Below are 18,825 nucleotides of genomic sequence, written 5' to 3'. Positions count from 1 at the left end.
CTATCGCCCTGTATCGCCCTTGCCGGCGAGCACGCGGTCGAGCCCGTAGAAGCGGTCGAGCAGAATGAGAGCGGTCATGGTAACTGCTATCACGCAGGCCGAGACCGACGTCACCAGCGGATCGATGTTGTCCTGGATGTACAGAAACATGCGCACCGGCAATGTTTCGGTGCCAGGTGCCGCAAGGAAGACGGTCATGGTCAGATCGTCGAAGGACTGGATGAAGGCGAGCGCCCAGCCGCTGATGACGCCGGGCAGGATCAGCGGCAACGTCACGCGGCGGAACAGCGTCCAGCCGCCGGCGCCGAGCGAGATCGCCGCCATCTCGACCGAAAGGTCCATGCCGGTCGCCGCCGCCAACGTCAGCCGCAGCGCGAACGGAAACACGATGATGACATGCGCGATGATCAGCGCGGCAAAGCTGCCGCCGAGGCCGGCCGAGGTGAAGAAGCGCAGGAACGCGATGCCGAGCACGACATGCGGGATCATGAGCGGCGACAGAAACAGTGCCGCCAGTGCGTCTCGGCCGCGGAACCGATAGCGCGCGATCGCGAGCGCCGCAGGCACTGCGAACAGCAGCGCCACGAAGGAGGACAGTGCGCCAAGGCCAAGACTGACCCAGAAAGCATGGACGAATTCGGGATAGTTGGCGATCGCCCTGAACCAGCGCAGCGAAAAACCGTTTGTCGGCAGCGACAAGAAGCCTTCAGGCGTGAACGCGACGAGGCAGACGACGAGGATCGGCGCCACCATGACGATGACGAAGATGGTGTGGAAGATCAGCGCCAGCGGGCCATTCCGGCTCATCGGAACACCTCCGCGTAACGGCGCTCGATCAGTGCGTTGCTGCCGACGACGATCAAGACCAGCGCGGCCAGCAGCAGCGTGGCGACCGCCGCACCCAGCGGCCAGTTCAGCGTGTTGAGGAATTCGTCATAGGCGAGCGTCGCCGCGACCTTGAGTCGGCGGCCGCCAATGATGGCGGGCGTCGCAAACGCACTGGCCGAGAGCGAAAACACGATGATCGCCCCCGACAGCACGCCCGGCATGATCTGCGGCATGATGATGCGGCGGATGATGGTCACAGGGCCGGCGCCGAGCGACATCGCGGCATTCTCGATCTGCGGATCGAGACGCTGCAGCGCCGCCCACACCGACAGCACCATGAATGGCATCATCACATGCGCAAGCGCGATAACCATTCCGGTCTCGGTGAACATGAAGGGGATAGGCGCGCGGATCAACCCGACCGACATCAAGAGCTTGTTGACGAGGCCGTTATTGCCGCCGAACAGCAGCGCCCAGCCGAGCGTGCGCGCCACCACGGAAATCAACAGCGGCCCCAGGATGACCAGCAGGAAAACGCTCTTCCAGCGTCCGCCCATGCGGTTGAGGATGTAGGCTTCGGGCGCACCGAGCAGCGCGGTGAGCAGCGTGGTCAGGATCGCGATGCGAAACGTCCGCCCGAACATCTCGGCGTAATAGGGATCGGTAACGATCTCGTGCCAGTTCTTGAGGATGAAGACCGGCTCGATGCCCTTGTACTGGCCCCAGTCATGGAACGACAGCATCACGGTCATTGCCAGCGGAATCAGGAGCACGCCGAAGAACAGCATCAAAGCGGGCGCGGTCAGCGCCCAGGGCGTGCGTGCGTTTCGTTCCTCGGCGGAAGCGCTCATGCGACGCCTCTCACGCCCATGTCCTCCGGCCTCCAAGTGAGGTGAACTGCCTCGCCTTCGACCGGTTGCGACCGGCCGTCATTCTGGCGGATTACGGTCGCCGGGCCACATTCGCTGTCGCACTGGAACAGCCAGTGATTGCCTTGGAAGATGCGCGTGACGATCTTTGCGCTGAGGCCTGCGTCGCCAAAGTCGATCCGCTCGGGGCGAATGCTGATGGTGACGGGACCGCTGCGCCCGGCAGGCGCAGGCGCGCTCCACGAGCCGGCGATCAGTCGCGCAGGCGCACTGGTCCGATCGATCGTCGCGGCAAAGTCGTTAGTCTTGCCCAAAAACTGCGAGACGAAGGCCGAGGCCGGCTTCTCATAGGTCTCCTGCGGCGTGCCGATCTGCTCGATCCGGCCCTGGCTCATCACCACGATGCGGTCGGACAGCGACATCGCCTCGTTCTGGTCGTGGGTGACGAGGATCGTGGTGGTGCCGATGGTGCGCTGGATCTGGCGCAGCTCGATCTGCATCTCCTCGCGCAGCTTGGCGTCGAGATTGGATAGCGGCTCGTCGAGCAGCAATACGCTCGGCTTGATCACCAGCGCGCGCGCCAGCGCCACGCGCTGCTGCTGGCCGCCGGACATGCGGCGCGGATGGCGATCCTCGTAGCCGGCAAGCCCGACCATCGCGAGCGCGGCGCGGACGCGCTCGGTCCGTTTGCCGCGCGGCACATTGCGCATCTCGAGGCCAAACGCGACATTCTCGGCCGCGGTCATGTGCGGAAACAGCGCGTAGCTCTGGAACACGATGCCAAGCCCGCGTTTGGCCGGATGGATCGCGGTCAGGTCCTTGCCTTCCAGCCGGATCGCGCCGCGGCTGGGATCGAGGAAGCCCGCAATCATTTGCAGGGTCGTTGTCTTGCCGCAGCCGGAGGGACCGAGGAAGGAGACAAACTCCCCCTTCCCCACCGCGAGACTGAAGTCGTCGACGACAGTCTGCGCGCCGAACTGTTTTGCGACCCGATCGAGCTCGAGATAAGCCATGACGCTGTCTCCGCCGCGAACGATCAGCGTTCGACCTCGCGATTCCAGCGCTTGGTCCATTCCTCACGCTTCTCGTTGATGACAGTCCAGTCCGGATTATAGAGCTTTGCCGCACGTTCGCCGATCGGCGCCATCTTGCCGAGCTCGGGCGGGATAACCAGCGATTTCAGCACCGGGCCGTAGCCGTAGTCCTTCAGCATCACGAGCTGGATCTTGGGTTCGAGCAGCATCTTGACGAAGCTGGACGCAAGCGGCGAGGCGTTCGGCTTGGTGATCGGACAGGCGGTCGTCAGCAACGTCGCGGCGCCCTCCTTCGGATAGACGAAATCGACGGGGAAGCCGGTATTGGCAAAGCTCTGCACGCGGCCGGTGCCCCACACTGCGATCACGGCCTGGCCGGACTGGAACAGCTCGGTCATCTTGCCCGGCGACGGCTCATAGGCGAGCACGTTCGGATTGATCTGCTCCTTGAAGATCTTGAAGCCGGAATCGACATTGGTTTCGCCGCCGCCATTCATCTTCGACAGCATCACCAGCGCTTCGAGGCCATAGGTGTTGTTGATCGGCGGGATCACGAGCTGCTTGGCGTATTTCGTGTCCTTCAAATCGTTCCAGGAGGTCGGCGGCGCCCAGCCCTTCTCCGCAAACACCTTGGTGTTGTACATCAGGCCGGTCGCGACGATCCCGATGGCGACCGCACGATCGTCCTTGAAGCGGGCGGTGTCGTAGAGATCGGCCGGAAGTCCCTCGAGCTTGCCGCAGAAGCCGAGCTGGATCGCCTGGTACATCGGGCCGTCGTCGACGATGGCGACGTCGATCTGCTGATTGCCCTTCTGCGCCTGGAGCTTTGCCAGCGTGTCGGTGGAGTTGCCGGCGACGTACTCTACCTTGACGCCGTTCTCCTTCTCGAAGGTCGGGATCACCTCGTCACGGATGGTCTTCTCGAACGAGCCGCCATAGCCGGCGACGTAGAGCGTTTTCTGCTGGGCCGTGGCGACCGACGGGGCGGCGACGAGCGCCGCGATGCTGACCGCTGTCAGAAGGCGAAAAGTCTTCATGTGGTCCGATCTCCATACCGGGATGAGGTGACGTGCCGACGAGTCTCGTTGGCTGAACCTTCCGCATTTCCTTCCGCGCAAATCCCTCCCCGACAGGGCTCCGGCCCCTGCGCGGCTGGTTTTGGCGCGATCCGGAGGTTCGAACCCCTCCGATCTGCCGAAAAAGCGGGCCGTCTCCAGCTCTGATGAAAAAGATCGCAAACTCCGGCTTCCGTCGTCCAATGAATAATGGCACCCTCTGTATGCCTAAATGTTATGAATGGAATTCAGGATGGCGCGGATCAATTCGCGGCAGGTGGAAGCCTTCCGGGCCACGATGCTGACCGGCAGCGTGACTGAGGCGGCGGCGCTGATGAAAGTGACGCAGCCGGCGGTCTCCCGGTTGCTGCGCGACCTCCAGGCGCTGCTGAAGATGGAGCTGTTCGAACGGCGCGGCACCGGCCTCGTGCCGACCGCTGCGGCCATGGCGCTCTACACCGAAGTCGAGCGCTCCTTCGTCGGCCTTGAACGGATCACGGCGGCAGCCGAGGAAATCCGGGGCCGCCGCACCGGCTCACTGCGGATCGCGGCACTTCCAGCATTGTCGAATGGCTATTTGCCGCGGCTCACCGGGCACTTCCTGAAGGAGCGTCCCAACCTCAACCTCGCTTTCTTCGGTGTGATCTCGCCGATCGTGGTCGATTGGGTGCTGAACAACCAATGCGACGTCGGCTTTGCCGAGGTGCCGATCGCGCATTCCGGCTTGCCGAGCCAGAAGCTGCCGGCGCCCGCGCGTGTGGCTGTACTGCCCACCGGTCACCGCCTCGCGGAAAAGGAAGTGCTGGAGCCCCGCGATTTCGAGGGCGAGACTTTCATTTCGCTGTCGGCGGGCTCGTCGAGCCGCCACCTCATCGATCAGGTCTTCCATCGCCACGATGTCCGCCGCGTGCTCAGGGTCGAGACCACGCTCTCGGAGATCATGTGCGGCATGGTGTCGTCGGGGCTCGGGGTCGCGATCTGCGATCCCTTCACCGCGCAGGAATTTTCCACGCGCGGCGTCGTCGTCCGCCGCTTCCTGCCGCGCATCGACTTCGAATTCTCCGCCGTGTTTCCGGCGCAGCGCAGCCCCTCGCCGGTGGCGCTGGATCTGGTCGAGACCATGCGCAAGTCGCTCGCCGAATTCGACGAGGCAGCTCTCAGCCGTTGAACGCCGCCTGCGCCTCCGGCAGGTCCCAGATTTTGCCGATCGCAGCAGTCCCCGCCGCCGTGATCGCCGCCTCGTCAGCGCCGAGATAGCGGCCGGCATCGACCAGCATGCGGCCGTCGACCATGACCTGATCGATATTGGCGCGATTCGCGAGCGCGATCAGTGCGCGTCGCGGGTCGAACAGCGGCTGAAGATGCGGATGGGTGAGATCGACGATGGTGAGGTCGGCGGTCGCGCCCGGCTCGATCCGGCCGAGATCGGGCCGCTTGATGACATCGGCGGCGATTGCCGTGTTCGCCTCGATCAATTCGGGCGCGTTCGCGACGTCAGCCCGCGCCGAAGTGATCTTGGAGATCAGCGACGCCGCATTGAGCTCACCGAGCAGGTCCATGTTGTAGCCGTCGGTGCCGACCACGGTGCGAACGCCGTGTTCCGCAAACCGGCTGAACGCGGCGGTGACGCCGGCGCGGGCGAATACGCGCGGGCAGTTGAGAACCGTCATGCCGCGCGCGGCCATTAGCTTGAGATCGTCGTCGGTGCTAAACATGCAGTGCGCCGCCATCAGATCGGGCGCCAGCAGGCCGAGCCAGTCGAGATATTGCGCCGGCGTGCGGCCGCCATAGCGCTTACCAATGGTTTCGACCTCGGCACGGCTCTGCGCCATATGCGTCGTGATGGGCACGCCAAGCTCGCGCGCCCGCGCGGCACAGGCCTTCAAGAGATCGGGCCCGCAGGTGTCGGTGGCATGCGGACTCATCGCAAGGCCGATGCGACCGTCGCCGCGATTGTTCCAGCGCTGGTAGAGTGCATCCCAGGTCGCCATGTCGGCTGTGCCGTCATCGCCGGAATAGTGCACCACGCCGTCGGGGCCGGCCTTGGCGTCCGACGTCGAGAACAGATAGGGCGCGCCATAGAAGCGGATGCCCATCTCTTCGGCGGCGTCGAACATCTCCGGGATCGAGTTCCGGAACGGCTCCATCACCGTGGTGGCGCCGCCCTTCAGGAGTTGGAGGATGCCGAGCCGCGCGACCGCCATGCGCTCTTCCGCCGACAAGATATCTGCACCGCGCTTGGTCAGCGGCAAGAGCACCGTGTAGACGATGCTCTGGTTGTTCTTGCGGCCATTGCCGTCCTCGGTGTGGCTGCGCGCCACCGCTTCCGAGAAGCAGTGATTGTGCAGGTTCAACAGGCCCGGCAGAACGAAACGGCCGGGACGGTCATGCACCTCGTCCGCGTGCGGCTTGTCGCGCGTGACCGCGGCGATCGTCTTGCCCTCGACCAGAACCCAATGGTCGCGCAACACGTCCTGCGCGCCGTTCTTGCGAGACAGCACATAGCTGCCGAAAACTGCTGAGGTGCTCATGCGGGGCGTACGTTCCAGAAGACGGCGGTGCCGTCGAGAATGCCGGTGATAGCTTTACGATAGGCGGTCGGCTGCTTGTACAGGCCGATCGGAATATAGGGGATTTCCTGAAATGCCACCGTCTGGATCTCGCGGCAGATGCGCTGCTGCTCGGCGAGCTCGGAGGCCGCGAGCCACTGGCTGCGCAAGGCTCCCATCTTCTCGCTCGCATACCAGCCGGCGACCTTGCCCTCGCCACGGATGTTGGTGTTGCCGGCCGGATTGAGCCAATCGATGCCCTGCCAGTTGCCGACCGCCGCGCTCCAGCCGCCCTGCGGAAGCGGATCCTTCTTGAGCTGGCGTTGCAGCACCACGGCGAAATCGAGCCCGGCATATTCGACGTTCATGCCGGCCTTGCGCAAGGAGTCGACGGCGATCTCGCCAAGCGGCTTCTGCGCCAGTGAGTTGGTGGGCACGAGCACCACGATCTTCTCGCCATTATACCCCGCGGCCTTGAGCTCGGCCTTCACCTTGGCGTAGTCACGCGGGCCGCGGAACACATCGAGGCCGACATCGCTGGCCATCGGCGTATTCGGCGCGAAATAGCCGATCGGGGAGACCTGGAAGTTCGGATCGGTACCGGCGACCGCGGTCATGAAGGCGGATTGATCGATCGCCCCCAGGAGCGCGCGGCGAACGGCAGGGTTGTCGAACGGCGGCTGTAGGTGATTGAGGCGCAGCATGCAGGCATAGCCGCGGGGATCGAGGATGCGCGTCTCGATGTCGCCGGCCGCCTTGATGATCGGCAGCAGGTCGTGCGGCGTGGTCTCCTGCCAGTCCTGCTCGCCGGTCTGCAGCGCGGCGACGCCGGTGCCGGCATCGGGCGTGGTGGTCCAGACCACGCGATCGTAATGCACGATCTTCGGACCCGCGGTCCAATCCGGCTTGCCGTCGCTGCGCGGCTGATAGCGCTCGAACCTGGCATACGCGTTGCGCGCACCCTGCACGCGCTCGTCGGCGAGATAGCGGAACGGGCCGCTGCCGATCACTTCGGTCAGCGGCTTGAACGGATCCTGGCTCGCCAGCCGCTCCGGCATCATGAAGCACGCGTTGATCGCGGCCTTGCCCAGCGCCTGCGGCAACAGCGAAAACGGACGCTTGAGGCGGAAGCGGATGGTGCGGTCGTCAGTGGCCCGCAGTTCGCCCGTCGCCTCCATCAGCTCACCGCCAAAGCCGTCGCGCGCGGCCCAGCGGCGGATGCTCGCGACGCAGTCGCGGGCAAGCACGCGCTCGCCGTCGTGCCAGAACAGGCCATCGCGCAAGCTGAGGTCCCATTGCAGCCCGTCGCCGGAGACGACATGGCCCGACAGCATCTGCGGCGAGACCTGGAGCGAAGAGTTCATGCCGTAGAGCGTGTCGTAGACCATGAAGCCATGGTTTCGCGACACCTGCGCCGTGGAATAGATGGGGTCGACGAAGGCGAGGTCGATGACAGGAATGAAGCGCAGTGTGGTCTGGGATTCGGCTCGCAGGATGCCCGGGAATGACAGCGCCGGTACAGCGGCTGCGGCCTTGAGGAGCGAACGGCGGGAGACGGGCATTGCAAGAGGCTCCTGAAGGATCTTACGTGTTCAGCAAGACCGCGCCAATCGCAGCGGCCACCGCCTGCTGCGCCGGCTCGACCACGGGAACGCCGATGGCATCCGCGATCGCCGCCCGATGCGAGGCCATGCCGGCGCAGCCCATCACCACGACATCGGCGCGGCATTGCGAGGCAAGCGCGCGGCCGGCTTCAATCAACCGTCCCCGGACGTCCGCGCCTGCCGTCTCCGCCGCGCTCGCGCCGACCGACCAGCTTCCGGCATAGCGGCTGTCGACGCCCATCAGCCGCACCATCCGCTGCTGGCGGCGGATGCTCGAGGGCGACAGCGCGATGATTCCGAAGCGCTCGCCCAGCATCAGTGCGCGAAAGATGCCGCACTCGGCGATACCCATCACCGGGCGCCCGCCGGCCGCCTCGCGCACCGCATGCAGGCCGGGATCACTGAAGCAGGCGAGCACGAAGGCATCAGCATCGTCGCGCGACACACGGTTGACCAGCGGCATCACAACGCTGTCGGCATCGCGTTGCGAGCTGATGCCCGGCGGCCCCTCGGCAAGGCCGACGACCTCGATTGGGGGGCCGCCGGCGATGCGCAGCGGCGCGACGGCGTCATCGATCGCCGCGGTCACCGATGCGGAGGAGTTGGGATTGATGACGAGGATGCGGGTCATGGCGTGGCTCAACTTTTTCCGGCCTCGTGGCGCAGGAAGTTGGCCGCGATCTTCTCGCCGGTCGTGATCCAGACATCCGGGCACGACTTTGCGTAAGTGAGAAACTCACGCAGCAGGCGCAGCCGCATCGGGCGGCCGCTGCATTGCGGATGCAGCACGGTCGTCACCATCGCGCCCCAGTCTCTGGTTTCGTCGAGCTCGTCCTTCCAGATCGAAAGCACATGCTCCTTGGGGAAGATCGAGCGCGGACTGAAGCGCGCCGACAGGCCGTGCATCCAGTCGTCATAGCTTGCGGTCACCGGCAGCTCGATCGTGCCCGGCTTGCCGTCGGCGAGACGATGCCGATAGGGCCGCACGTCGTCGCGAAACGAGGAGGTGTAGACGATGCCGTGGCGCACCAGCGCCACCCGCAGTTCCTCGGTGAACTCGCCGTAAGGCGCGCGATAGCCGGTCGGCCTGACTCCGAGCCGGCGCTTGAGCGCCTCAAAACCGCGCTCCAGCTCCTCCTCCATCCAGGGATCGCCAGGATCGGGAAGGACATGATGATAACCGTGGTGGCCGATCTCGTGACCGGCCTTGAGAATGGACTCGGCCATCGCAGGGTGCGCGTCGACCGACCATCCCGTGACGAAGAAGGTCGCCTTGAGATCGAGCTGGTCGAGCAGCTCCAGCAGTTTTGGCGTGCCGACGCGCGCCTCATAGCCGCCATAGCTCATGGTGATGAGCCGCTGCGCGTGCACCGCGTCCTTGCTGGTCCAGGCGCTCTCCGCGTCCACGTCGAACGACAGGAACATCGCCGAATTGTACGGCCTCGGCCAGGGGTATTCCGGCGCAGGATCCGCGGTGTTGGCTGGGGTGAGCGGGATGCTCTGGAGTGCCTTACTGTCCAGCATTGAGGGTCGCCTTTTCGAGTGCGTTGTCGGTCAGTTTCCACTTGGCAAGCAGCGTACGATAAGTGCCGTCCGCGATCAGCGCGTCGACTGCCTCCAGCATGGCTTGCTGCAGCGCCTTTTCCTTGACCGGCAGAGCGATGCCGGTGAATTGCTGCGCGATGGGCTCGCCCACAGTCGCGTAGGTGCCGGGCTCGAGGTCCATGATGTAGGGCAGCGTCTCGTTGCCCTGGGCGGCGGCATCGATGCGGCCCTGCCTGAGCTGGGTGCGGGCATCGGCCGATCCGTCGGTCCCGACGAACTGAATCGGATTGGTGCCGCAATTCTTCTCGCTCCAGGCCGCGATCTGCGCCGGGAACATGGTGCGGCGGCTGGCGCCGACCTTCTTGCCGCAGAGCGCGGCGGCGTCCTTGAACTCCGCCTTGCGCGACTGCTGCACGAAGAACTGCGGACCGCTGCGCAAATAATCGACGAAGGACGCGATTTCGTGCCGGCTGGCATAGTCGGTGAAGCCGGACAGGATGGCGTCCACCCGCCCGGTCGAGATCGACGGCATGAACTCGGCAAAGCTGGTCTCCTGCCATTCGATCTTGACGCCGAGCTTGCGGCCGATGGCCTCGCCGAGATCGATGTCGAAGCCGGACAACGCGTTGGTGGCGGGATCGCGGAACTCCATCGGCGGATAGTTCGGCACCAGCGCGACCTTGATGCTGCCGCGCTTGGCGATCTCCGCCGGCAGCTCGACCGCCATGACCGGAGCGCTCATGGCGCCAACGAGTGCCGCCGTAACCAGAATTCTCTTCATCGATACGCCCCCATTCAGATCACTGCCGACAAAAATGCTCTGGTACGTTCCTCGCGCGGCGCGCCCAAGACATCGGATGCGCGCCCCTGCTCGATGATCGCGCCCTGGTCCATGTAGACGACACGGTCGGCGACCTCGCGCGCGAAGCCGAGTTCGTGCGTCACGACCATCATGGTCATGCCGCTCCGCGCCAGCTCCTTCATGACCGCCAAGACCTCGCCGACGAGCTCGGGATCGAGCGCGCTGGTCGGCTCGTCGAACAGCATCAGCATCGGCTTCATGGCAAGCGCGCGGGCAATCGCGACGCGCTGCTGCTGGCCACCGGAGAGCTGGGCGGGATACGAATCCGCTTTGGCCGACAATCCGACGCGCCGCAGCAGCTCGATCGCCTCCGCACGCACCTCGTCGGATTTTCGACCCTGAACCTGGAGCGGACCTTCGGTGATGTTTTCGAGCGCGGTCTTGTGCGGAAACAAATTGAAGCGCTGGAACACCATGCCGGTCTTCAACCGCTGCCGCCCGATTTCGCGCTCGCTAAGCCGATGGAGCCGTCCGCCCTGCTCGCGCACGCCCAGGAGCTCGCCGTCGAGCCAGATGCCGCCGCTGTCGATCGCGGCGAGCTGGTTGATGCAGCGGAGCAGCGTGGTCTTGCCGGAGCCGGAGGCGCCGATCAGGCACATCACCTCGCCGGGCCGGATGTCGAGCGAGACATTTTTGAGAGCCTGAAACTCTCCAAAACTCTTGCTGACGGAGCGGATCGCGACGAGGGGTTTTGTCATCGCGCGAGCCGCAATGTGCCGCGCGCAAAACGGCGTTCGAGCAGCATCTGGAGCGGCGTCAGCACCGAGACGACGAGCAGATACCAGAGACCGGCGACGATCAGGAGCTCGATCACGCGCGAATTGGCGTAGTAGATGTTCTCGGCGTTGTGCAGCAGTTCCGGATACTGGATGACGCTGGCGAGCGAGGTCGCCTTCACCATGCCGATGAACTCGTTGCCGAGCGGCGGGATCACCACCCGCATCGCCTGCGGCAGAACGATCCGGCGCAGCGCACGCAAGCGTCCCATGCCGATCGCCTGCGCGGCCTCATATTGCCCGATATCGACCGACAGCATGCCGGCCCGCATCACTTCCGACGTATAGGCGCCCTGGTTGATGCCGAGCCCGAGCAGCGCGGCGAGGAACGGCGTCATGACGTCGACGGCGCGCGCGCTCCACAGGCCGGGAATGCCGATGGTCGGAAACACCAGCGCGAGATTGAACCACAGCAGCAGTTGCAGGATCAGCGGCGTGCCGCGGAACAACCAGGTGTAGCCGGCGGCAACGGTCTTCAGCACCGGGTTGGGCGACAGCCGCATGATCGCGATGACGACGCCGAGGAAGATGCCGAGCGCCATCGCCAGCACCGCCATCACCATGGTGTTGACGATGCCTTCGAGGATCACCTTTGCCGTCAGGAAGCGGCTGACATAGGACCATTCGATCTGGCCGGCCGCAAACGCGCGCACGATCAATGCAAGTACAAGAACGATCAGCGCTGCGCTGAGCCAGCGAAACCAGTGCGGCTCGCGCGCGATCCGCATCCCCGACAGGTCGGGAAAACCCTCCGCGAGTGCCGGTGCCGTCTTCATTGCGACGCCGCGTTCAGCATGGGCTGGGCGACCGCATTGCCGCCGAGACCCCATTTGTCGAGGACAGCCTTGTAGGAACCGTCGGCGATCATCGCGGTGAGCTTCTCGGTCACCACCTCACGAAGCGCCGCGTCGTCCTTGCGGAACATGATGCCCTGATATCCTTTGGCGAAGGGCTCGCCGATCACGCGGTATTTGCCGGGTTCCTGCGTCTGCGCATAAGGCAACGTCTCGCTGCCCTGTACGGCGGCGTCGATGCGGCCCTGCTTGAGCTGGTTGCGGACGTCGATCGAGTTCTCGCCGGGCACGTACTGGATCGCCGGCTTGCCGGCCGGCTCGCAATTCTGCTTGCTCCACTTCTCGATCTCGACCGGGAAGCTGGTGCTGCGGGTGGTCCCAACCTTCTTACCACAGAGATCGGTCGCAGCCTTGGCTTCGTTCTCCGCCATGACGAAGAACTGCGGGCCGGTCCCGAGATAATCGACGAAATCCGCGGTCTCGCGCCGCGAGGCGCGATCGGAGATGCCGGAGATGATGAAATCGGCGCGCTTGGTCTGAAGTGACGGGATCAATTCGGCGAACGGCGTCTCGCTCCAGACGATCTTCACGCCGAGGCGCTTAGCCAGTTCGTTCGCCAGATCGACGTCGAGCCCGACGAGCTCATTGGTTGCGGGATCGCGATATTCCATCGGCGCGTAAGTGGAGTTGACCGTGAGCTTCAACGCGCCCACTTGCTTGATCTCGGCCGGAAGCTCCGCCGCCTGCGAGGACGTCGCGGCCGCCAATGCTGCGATGCCGAGGAAATACGAGAGGCGCGTCATATCGGCTCCTTTGCCAACGTTGTTGGAACGTCCTGTCAGTCTGCGTCGAGAACCGCGGGCTCGATGACGCCGGCGCGTTCGGTGATCACCCTGTATTGCTCCGGCCGCCGGTGCGCGGCGAAGTTGAACATCTTGTCCTTGCCCTGGCGGCAGAGGTCGAGATCGATGTCGGCGACGATCACCTCGTCGGTCAGCGTTGCGGCCTGCGCGACGATGCGGCCATTGGGATCGACGATGCAGGAGCCGCCGATCAGCCCGGAGCCGTCCTCCTCGCCCGCCTTCGCCACCGAGATCGCCCAGGTCGCGTTCATGTAGGCGTTGGCCTGCGTCACCAGCGTGGAGTGGAAGGTGCGCAAGGAGGCATCTTCCGTGCTGCCGCCATTGGGATCATAGGCCGCCGAATTGTAGCCGATGCAGACGAGCTCGACGCCCTGCAGGCCAAGCACGCGCCAGGATTCCGGCCAGCGGCGATCGTTGCAGATCATCATGCCCATGATGGCGTGGGCCCAGGCCGAGCCGGCGCGGAAGGCCGGAAAGCCGAGATCGCCATAGTCGAAATAGCGCTTCTCGAGCTGCTGGTAGCGCGCACCTTGCCGCGGCTCGACCGAGCCCGGCAGGTGCACCTTGCGATAACGGCCGAGCAGCTCGCCGTCGCGATCGACCAGGACGGCGCAATTGTAGCGGCGTCCATCCGGCGTCAGCTCGGCATAGCCGACATAGAAGCCGACGCGCAGCGCACGTGCACGGTCGAACAAGGCGGCGACGTTCGGGTTCGGCATGCCGCGTTCGAAATAATGGTCGAGCGCCTCGCCTTCGAGCAACCAGCGCGGAAAGAACGTGGTGAAGGCAAGCTCGGGAAACACCACGAGGCTGGCGCCGCGGCCGGCCGCCTCCTCCAGCAGCGCAAGCATCCGCGACAGCGTGTGCTCGCGCGTATCGGCTTTTTGCGTCGGCCCCATCTGTGCGGCGGCGGCGCGAAGGACACGAACCAAGATTGCCTCCAATCTGTGCGCAGTGGCGCCTCAATGGGCGAATGAACCCTTTGATGCGACGGGCAAAGCCGCTGCCATTACGCGGAAGCGGGGCTGCAAAATCAATTCGTTCTGCTATGATGTTTTGGCCCAGAGTATAATCGGCAGTGATATGAACCTGCGCCAGCTCGAGATTCTCCGCGCCGTCATCCGCCACCGCACCACGGTTGCGGCCGCCGACGAACTGGCGTTGTCGCAGCCTGCCGTGAGCAACGCGCTGAAGACGATGGAGGCGCAGGCAGGTTTTGCGCTGTTCGAACGCGTCAACAACCGGCTGTTTCCGACCACGGAAGCAATGGCGCTCTACAAGGAGAGCGAGGCGATCTTCGCGCTGCACGCAAAGCTCGAGAGCCGCGTGCGCGATCTGCGCGAGAACCGCTCCGGGCATCTCGCGCTGGTCGCGACGCCGCCGCTCGCCTACAGCATCATCCCCTCGGCGCTGTCAGGTTTCCTGCGCCGTCGCCCGGAGACACGGGTGTTCTTCGACGTGCGGCGCTATGAGGGAATCATCGAAGGCGTGCTCAACCGCGTCGCCGAGCTCGGCTTCGCGCTCGGGCTGACACATCATCCAGGCATCGCCCACGAGGTGGTGCACACCGGCGAGATGGTGTGCGTGCTGCCGCCGCAGCACCCGCTCGCCGACCAGCCGGTGATCTCGGCCGCGGACCTGTCCGGCCTGCCCTTCATCGGGCTCGAGCGCGGCACACGGCTCGGCGAGGCCGTGCGTGACAGTTTCGCCCGTGCCGGCGCGCCGTTCCGGCCGACCGTCGAGGTGCGCTACTGCAACACGGCCTGCGTGCTCGCCGCCGCCGGCGTCGGCGCCGCGGTGGTCGATCCCTTCTCGCCGCGGCAGAACGGCGGGACCGGCCTCGTCGTGCGGCCGTTCGCGCCGACGACGCACGCCGTGGCCTATATGCTATGGTCGGAAGCCGAGCCGCTGTCGCGCCTGGCCAAGGCGTTTCTCAACGAGGTCCGGAAAGAGAGTGCGCTGCTGGTGCGTACAGCGCCACACCAGCAACATGGGGCAGGAAGCGACTGAGCTTAACCTTTACCCGAGGGCACATGGCACGCATCACCATCATCGAGACCGGGCAGGTCCCCCAAAAATATCGCGAGCGCCACGGGTCGTTCCCGGACATGTTCGAGCGCATGGTCCGCGCCGAGGACCCGGCTGCGACGGTCGAGATCGTCAGCATCCCGAACGGCGATGCGCTTCCCGATCCGCGCAATTTGGAGGCGCTGCTGATCACCGGCGCGGCCGCCGGCGTTTATGACGGGCTCGACTGGATCGCGCCGCTGGAAGATTTCGTGCGCACGGCCTACGCCAGCAGGACACCGATGGTCGGCATCTGCTTCGGTCATCAGTTGATCGCGCAGGCGCTCGGCGGCACCGTGCGCAAATCGGAGAAGGGCTGGGGCATCGGCCGGCACGTCTATCAGGTGCTGCCGGACAACGGCGTCGTCGACGGCGAAGCAGTCGCCATCGCCTGCTCGCATCAGGACCAGGTGATTGAGCCGCCGAACGATGCGCTGACGATCCTCTCCTCCGACTTCACCCCGCATGCCGGCCTGCTCTACGCCAACGGCGCGACGCTCACCCTGCAGCCGCACCCGGAGTTCGACTTGGGGTTTGCGCAAGTGTGCTGCGAGCTGCGCGACGGCAAGGCGCCGGACGATGTCGTTGCCACGGCGAGGGAGTCGCTGGCGGAGCCGATGGACCATGCCAAGCTCGGAGGGGCGATTACGAGGTTTCTGGCGCGCAAATCCATCCCCTCATCCTAAGGAGCGCGCTCTCGCGCGCGTCTCGAAGGATAGAGGCCCGGATGCAGCAACGGGGCCTGCATGGTTCGAGACGCAGCTTCGCGGCTCCTCACCATGAGGGGTGACAGTTGTTTCTCGGCTCAGAAAGGGTCCGTCCCCAACCCCGCCACATCCGCCGGCCTCGGCCCCGGTGCCGGCCAGTGAAACCGCCGGTCCTCCTCCGCGATCACCACGTCGTTGATCGAAGCCTCGCGCCGCCGCATCAGGCCGTGCTCGTCGAACTCCCACTGCTCGTTGCCGTAGGAGCGGTACCACTGGCCGTTCGCATCGTGCCATTCGTACTGGAAGCGCACGGCGATGCGGTTATCGTCGAACGCCCAGAGGTCCTTGATCAGGCGGTAGTCGTGCTCCTTCTCCCATTTGCGGGTGAGGAACGCGACGATGGCTTCGCGACTCTGAAAAACCTCGGAGCGATTGCGCCAGCGGCTGTCCTCGGTATAGGCGAGCGAGACGCGCACCGGGTCGCGCGAATTCCAGGCATCCTCGGCCATACGCGCCTTCTGCGCGGCGGTCTCACGGGTAAAGGGCGGAAGCGGCGGGCGCGACATGATGGCCTCATCGGTTGGCGGGAGTGCAATCTATCGCCGCGCGCGGGGGAGTCGAGAGGCCGTCCGCTATCGCCCGATCACGAAATCAGATCAGCCTTCATCAAGGCGCGGATCGATTTCGGGATCGGCTGGGCGCGGCCGCCGCTGATGAAGGCGACGCGCACCTCGGCCTTCACCAACACCTCCTCGCCGCGGCGCACCTCCTGCGCCAGCATGATGGAGGCGCCCTTCACCGCGACCGGCCAGGTCACGACATCGAGCACATCGTCCATCCGGGCAGGCTTGAGGAAATCGAGATGCATCGAGCGCACCACGAAGGCGAAGCTTGCGTCTTCCGTCTCGGCCTGCTCGAACAATGCCTGCTGCTCGGCGCCCATCAGCCGCAGATGATTGGTCCGTCCGCGCTCCATGAAGCGCAAATAGTTGGCGTGATAGACGATGCCGGAAAACACTGGTTTGACGATGTCGCAACAGAAGCCCAGCGGGTTGGTTTCAATGGGTCGCTGGACGCTAAGGCGTGAATGAGCAGCAGATTATTTATCTATGCCCTTCCATCGCAAGCCGCAGCGCCTTCGGGATGCGCTGCGCTTTCTGTTGGACCGCCGGGCCGCCGACCGGCAGACATAATTTCAGAATGTTGATTTCGAGGGCCGGACGAAGATGTCCGTCTCGCTATTCCAGATACGGCGTCAGCACATCTTCGATCCATTTCATGAATGCGCGGACTCGACGCGACAGATCGCTCCGATGTGCTACGACGAGGGACACGGCGAGCGCCCGGCGACGAAAATCGGGTATGATCTCCACAAGCGCTCCACTCTCTAAGTATCGGCCAATCCCCAAGAGTGGCGCCTGAATCAGGCCAAGGCCGGCGAGGCAGCGGCTTCGTAGGTCTGCGCGCTGTTGACGTGTAGCGCACCTGGCAACTGAAGCGTCGCGTAGCTGTCGCCGTCCGGATATTCCCATCCATAGGGTCTTGCGCCCAGCATCGTCGAAAAATGAATAGTCCGATGTTCCTGATGCCGGAGATCATCCAGCGATCGAGGGACGCCGTAGCGCGCCAGATAGGGGGGACTGGCAGCGTTGACCATGCGCAACAGGCCCAGTGGACGGGCAATCAGCGTCTCGTCCCCTATTGGTCCAAGCCGCAATACACAGTCGAACCCTTCTTGAACAAGATCGACTTGCCGATCCGTACTCGACACCTCCAGCTCCAACTCGGGGTGAGCCGCCATGAAATCCGGCAAGGCCGGCACGATCGTTGTGCGCGCCACCTCGGTCGGAAGATCGACCCGCAAACGCCCGCGAAGTGCCACGCGATCGCCTGCGAACATGGAGTGCAGGTCATCGACTTCAGCAAGCAGATCGCGGGCACGCGCATGAAATGCGCGTCCGTCTTCCGTCAACTGAACGCTGCGCGTCGTCCGGTGCAGGAGCCTCACACCAACATCTTCTTCCAGCTTCCGGACCGCCGTTGAAGCCCTTCCCTTCTGAATGCCCAGGCTATCGGCTGCGCGGGTGAAGCTCCCCATTTCCGCTACCGTTATGAAAATGAGGATCGGTTCGAGATTCTGCATTTTCATGCCTCGGTATTGTTCACCGCAGGGAGAACAGTGAGTTCATTTCCTGGGTGTTTATCATACCTAAGAGACACAGTAAGTGAGCTCCGAATATGGGATCCCCCCATCGGAGAACGACAAGTGTCCCAAACTATGAACCTGCATCACGTGCCTGAAGCTATGATCTTGCATCGCAGCCTATGGGCCGGCCGGATAGTGAGCGCGTTTTATCGCTCTGGTGGCAGACGGCACTATTCAGCTTTTCGCGCCGTCACAGATCGCGAGCATGTTGCACGAAACCGGGTTCGCGATGGACCTGACCTGTGTCGTGGGTCCGATCATACTCGCCTGCGCCATTCTACGCCATCCCGGCCACCGCCGTCCTCGGCGCGATCCTAGTGACGGGCTTTTTGGGAGGTGCCATCTGCGCCCATGTCCGCATTGGTGAGTTGGGATCGCCGCCGGAAATCATTTCCCTGCTTCTGGGCGCGATGACATGGGGCGGCCTCTACGCGCGCGATCCCCGAATCCGGGCCATTCTGCCGCTCATCCGTTGAACCAACAGGGGCAGTGCTCTGTCCCTCAAGATCAGGAGAAAACGCATGTTCTTAGTAATGGGAATCACGGGAAAAGTGGGCGGCGCAACGGCAGAACATCTCTTGGCGCACGGCAAGGAGGTACGCGCGCTAGTCCGCAATCGCGAGAAGGGGTCAAGCTGGGCGAACCAGGGCGTGGAACTGGTTGACGGTGATTGGAATGATTCGGCAGCCATCGAGCGGGCGCTCAAAGGCGTCGAAGGCGCGTTTGTCATGTTGCCGGCTGTCTGGGCCCCTCGCCCGATTACAAAGAAGCCAAGGGCGTGATTGCGAACTATGTCGAGGCGCTCACCCGCTTGCCGCGGAGAAATATCTCGACGGTCTTTTGGGTGATGCGGGCCTCACCCGTGAGCCCGTCAACCACCTCCATCGTGTGGCCAGAATAGTCGACGAACAGCTTCTCGCCGGCGACATGGACCTGGCGCAGGGTCGGCTTGAGGCGGCCGGCCCACTCCTTGTAGCGTTCGCAGAACCATGAGTAGCTGAAGCTGTCGGAGCTTGCGTCGCAATACTCCTCCCACAACAGCATCAGCGTGACGTTCGGCCGCCGC

The 18,825-nt window shown here is 64.4% G+C and carries 21 protein-coding genes and 1 pseudogene; 5 read left to right on the top strand and 17 right to left on the bottom strand.

What is annotated here, in order from left to right; translation table 11 throughout:
- The 4 genes from IVB48_RS16630 to IVB48_RS16615 are packed head-to-tail and all read right to left on the bottom strand — an operon-like array spanning position 1 to position 3,768.
- Entirely contained in the window at positions 1–807 is an 807-nt protein-coding gene (locus IVB48_RS16630; protein ID WP_247358228.1) for an ABC transporter permease, read from the bottom strand.
- On the bottom strand, positions 804–1,679 hold the full coding sequence (locus IVB48_RS16625) for an ABC transporter permease (protein ID WP_247400963.1): 876 nt from the start codon (positions 1,677–1,679) through the stop codon (positions 804–806). The genes IVB48_RS16630 and IVB48_RS16625 overlap by 4 nt, the downstream gene beginning before the upstream one ends.
- Positions 1,676–2,710 (bottom strand): ABC transporter ATP-binding protein, encoded by a 1,035-nt coding sequence (locus IVB48_RS16620; RefSeq protein ID WP_247400961.1) that lies wholly within the window; start codon positions 2,708–2,710, stop codon positions 1,676–1,678. Before IVB48_RS16620 ends, IVB48_RS16625 begins: the two co-directional genes overlap by 4 nt.
- Before the next feature lie 23 nt (positions 2,711–2,733).
- Positions 2,734–3,768, bottom strand: a complete 1,035-nt coding sequence (locus tag IVB48_RS16615) for an ABC transporter substrate-binding protein (RefSeq protein ID WP_247358225.1) — start codon at positions 3,766–3,768, stop codon at positions 2,734–2,736.
- Between the two features lie 271 nt (positions 3,769–4,039).
- Here IVB48_RS16615 and IVB48_RS16610 point away from each other — a divergent pair, with 271 nt between their 5' ends.
- Positions 4,040–4,954 (top strand): LysR substrate-binding domain-containing protein, encoded by a 915-nt coding sequence (locus IVB48_RS16610; RefSeq protein WP_247400959.1) that lies wholly within the window; start codon positions 4,040–4,042, stop codon positions 4,952–4,954.
- On the opposite strand, the gene IVB48_RS16605 is transcribed toward IVB48_RS16610, so the two are convergent.
- From IVB48_RS16605 to IVB48_RS16565, 9 genes are read right to left on the bottom strand one after another with little or no spacing between them, the layout of a single operon-like run.
- A complete protein-coding gene (locus IVB48_RS16605) occupies positions 4,944–6,317 on the bottom strand; it encodes an amidohydrolase family protein (protein WP_247400957.1) in 1,374 nt (457 codons plus the stop codon). The two genes, IVB48_RS16610 and IVB48_RS16605, sit on opposite strands and share 11 nt — an antisense overlap.
- Positions 6,314–7,897 (bottom strand): ABC transporter substrate-binding protein, encoded by a 1,584-nt coding sequence (locus tag IVB48_RS16600; protein WP_247400955.1) that lies wholly within the window; start codon positions 7,895–7,897, stop codon positions 6,314–6,316. The genes IVB48_RS16605 and IVB48_RS16600 overlap by 4 nt, the downstream gene beginning before the upstream one ends.
- A gap of 22 nt (positions 7,898–7,919) precedes the next feature.
- A complete protein-coding gene (locus tag IVB48_RS16595) occupies positions 7,920–8,570 on the bottom strand; it encodes an aspartate/glutamate racemase family protein (RefSeq protein ID WP_247400953.1) in 651 nt (216 codons plus the stop codon).
- An 8-nt stretch (positions 8,571–8,578) separates the two neighbouring features.
- Entirely contained in the window at positions 8,579–9,463 is an 885-nt protein-coding gene (locus IVB48_RS16590) for a polysaccharide deacetylase (protein WP_247400951.1), read from the bottom strand.
- Positions 9,450–10,265 (bottom strand): ABC transporter substrate-binding protein, encoded by an 816-nt coding sequence (locus tag IVB48_RS16585; protein ID WP_247287530.1) that lies wholly within the window; start codon positions 10,263–10,265, stop codon positions 9,450–9,452. Before IVB48_RS16585 ends, IVB48_RS16590 begins: the two co-directional genes overlap by 14 nt.
- 14 nt (positions 10,266–10,279) lie before the next feature.
- Positions 10,280–11,044, bottom strand: coding sequence for an amino acid ABC transporter ATP-binding protein (locus IVB48_RS16580; RefSeq protein WP_247287529.1), 765 nt, complete (start codon positions 11,042–11,044; stop codon positions 10,280–10,282).
- A complete protein-coding gene (locus tag IVB48_RS16575; protein WP_027570289.1) occupies positions 11,041–11,898 on the bottom strand; it encodes an amino acid ABC transporter permease in 858 nt (285 codons plus the stop codon). The genes IVB48_RS16580 and IVB48_RS16575 overlap by 4 nt, the downstream gene beginning before the upstream one ends.
- Positions 11,895–12,719: an ABC transporter substrate-binding protein gene (locus IVB48_RS16570; RefSeq protein WP_247400949.1), complete on the bottom strand. Its 825-nt coding sequence runs from the start codon at positions 12,717–12,719 to the stop codon at positions 11,895–11,897. The genes IVB48_RS16575 and IVB48_RS16570 overlap by 4 nt, the downstream gene beginning before the upstream one ends.
- Before the next feature lie 35 nt (positions 12,720–12,754).
- A complete protein-coding gene (locus tag IVB48_RS16565) occupies positions 12,755–13,711 on the bottom strand; it encodes an N-carbamoyl-D-amino-acid hydrolase (RefSeq protein WP_081747991.1) in 957 nt (318 codons plus the stop codon).
- A 151-nt stretch (positions 13,712–13,862) separates the two neighbouring features.
- Here IVB48_RS16565 and IVB48_RS16560 point away from each other — a divergent pair, with 151 nt between their 5' ends.
- On the top strand, positions 13,863–14,789 hold the full coding sequence (locus tag IVB48_RS16560) for a LysR family transcriptional regulator (protein WP_247400947.1): 927 nt from the start codon (positions 13,863–13,865) through the stop codon (positions 14,787–14,789).
- A gap of 23 nt (positions 14,790–14,812) precedes the next feature.
- Positions 14,813–15,532: a type 1 glutamine amidotransferase gene (locus tag IVB48_RS16555; RefSeq protein ID WP_247400944.1), complete on the top strand. Its 720-nt coding sequence runs from the start codon at positions 14,813–14,815 to the stop codon at positions 15,530–15,532.
- Between the two features lie 119 nt (positions 15,533–15,651).
- Here the strand turns inward: IVB48_RS16555 and IVB48_RS16550 are convergent, their stop codons facing one another.
- The 3 genes from IVB48_RS16550 to IVB48_RS16540 form a co-directional block, all read right to left on the bottom strand.
- Positions 15,652–16,119 carry a nuclear transport factor 2 family protein gene (locus tag IVB48_RS16550; RefSeq protein ID WP_247400940.1) on the bottom strand — a complete coding sequence of 156 codons (468 nt, stop codon included), beginning with the start codon at positions 16,117–16,119 and terminating at the stop codon, positions 15,652–15,654.
- 77 nt (positions 16,120–16,196) lie between these two features.
- Positions 16,197–16,529 (bottom strand): thioesterase family protein, encoded by a 333-nt coding sequence (locus tag IVB48_RS16545; RefSeq protein WP_346659008.1) that lies wholly within the window; start codon positions 16,527–16,529, stop codon positions 16,197–16,199.
- A 447-nt stretch (positions 16,530–16,976) separates the two neighbouring features.
- Entirely contained in the window at positions 16,977–17,696 is a 720-nt protein-coding gene (locus IVB48_RS16540; RefSeq protein WP_247400937.1) for a LysR family transcriptional regulator, read from the bottom strand.
- Between the two features lie 305 nt (positions 17,697–18,001).
- Between IVB48_RS16540 and IVB48_RS41395 the strand changes: the two genes are divergently transcribed.
- Entirely contained in the window at positions 18,002–18,235 is a 234-nt protein-coding gene (locus IVB48_RS41395; protein ID WP_346659001.1) for a DoxX family protein, read from the top strand.
- A 45-nt stretch (positions 18,236–18,280) separates the two neighbouring features.
- Complete coding sequence (locus tag IVB48_RS16535) at positions 18,281–18,541, top strand: NmrA family NAD(P)-binding protein (protein ID WP_247400933.1); 261 nt, start codon at positions 18,281–18,283, stop codon at positions 18,539–18,541.
- Between the two features lie 73 nt (positions 18,542–18,614).
- On the opposite strand, the pseudogene IVB48_RS16530 reads toward IVB48_RS16535, so the two are convergent.
- A pseudogene (locus tag IVB48_RS16530) lies at positions 18,615–18,825 on the bottom strand (IS21 family transposase); the annotation flags it as partial.

The sequence above is a fragment of the Bradyrhizobium sp. 76 genome (assembly GCF_023073025.1).
Lineage (GTDB): Bacteria > Pseudomonadota > Alphaproteobacteria > Rhizobiales > Xanthobacteraceae > Bradyrhizobium.
Note: the sequence above shows the minus strand (reverse complement) of the source record. Positions and strands in the feature narration are given on the sequence as shown.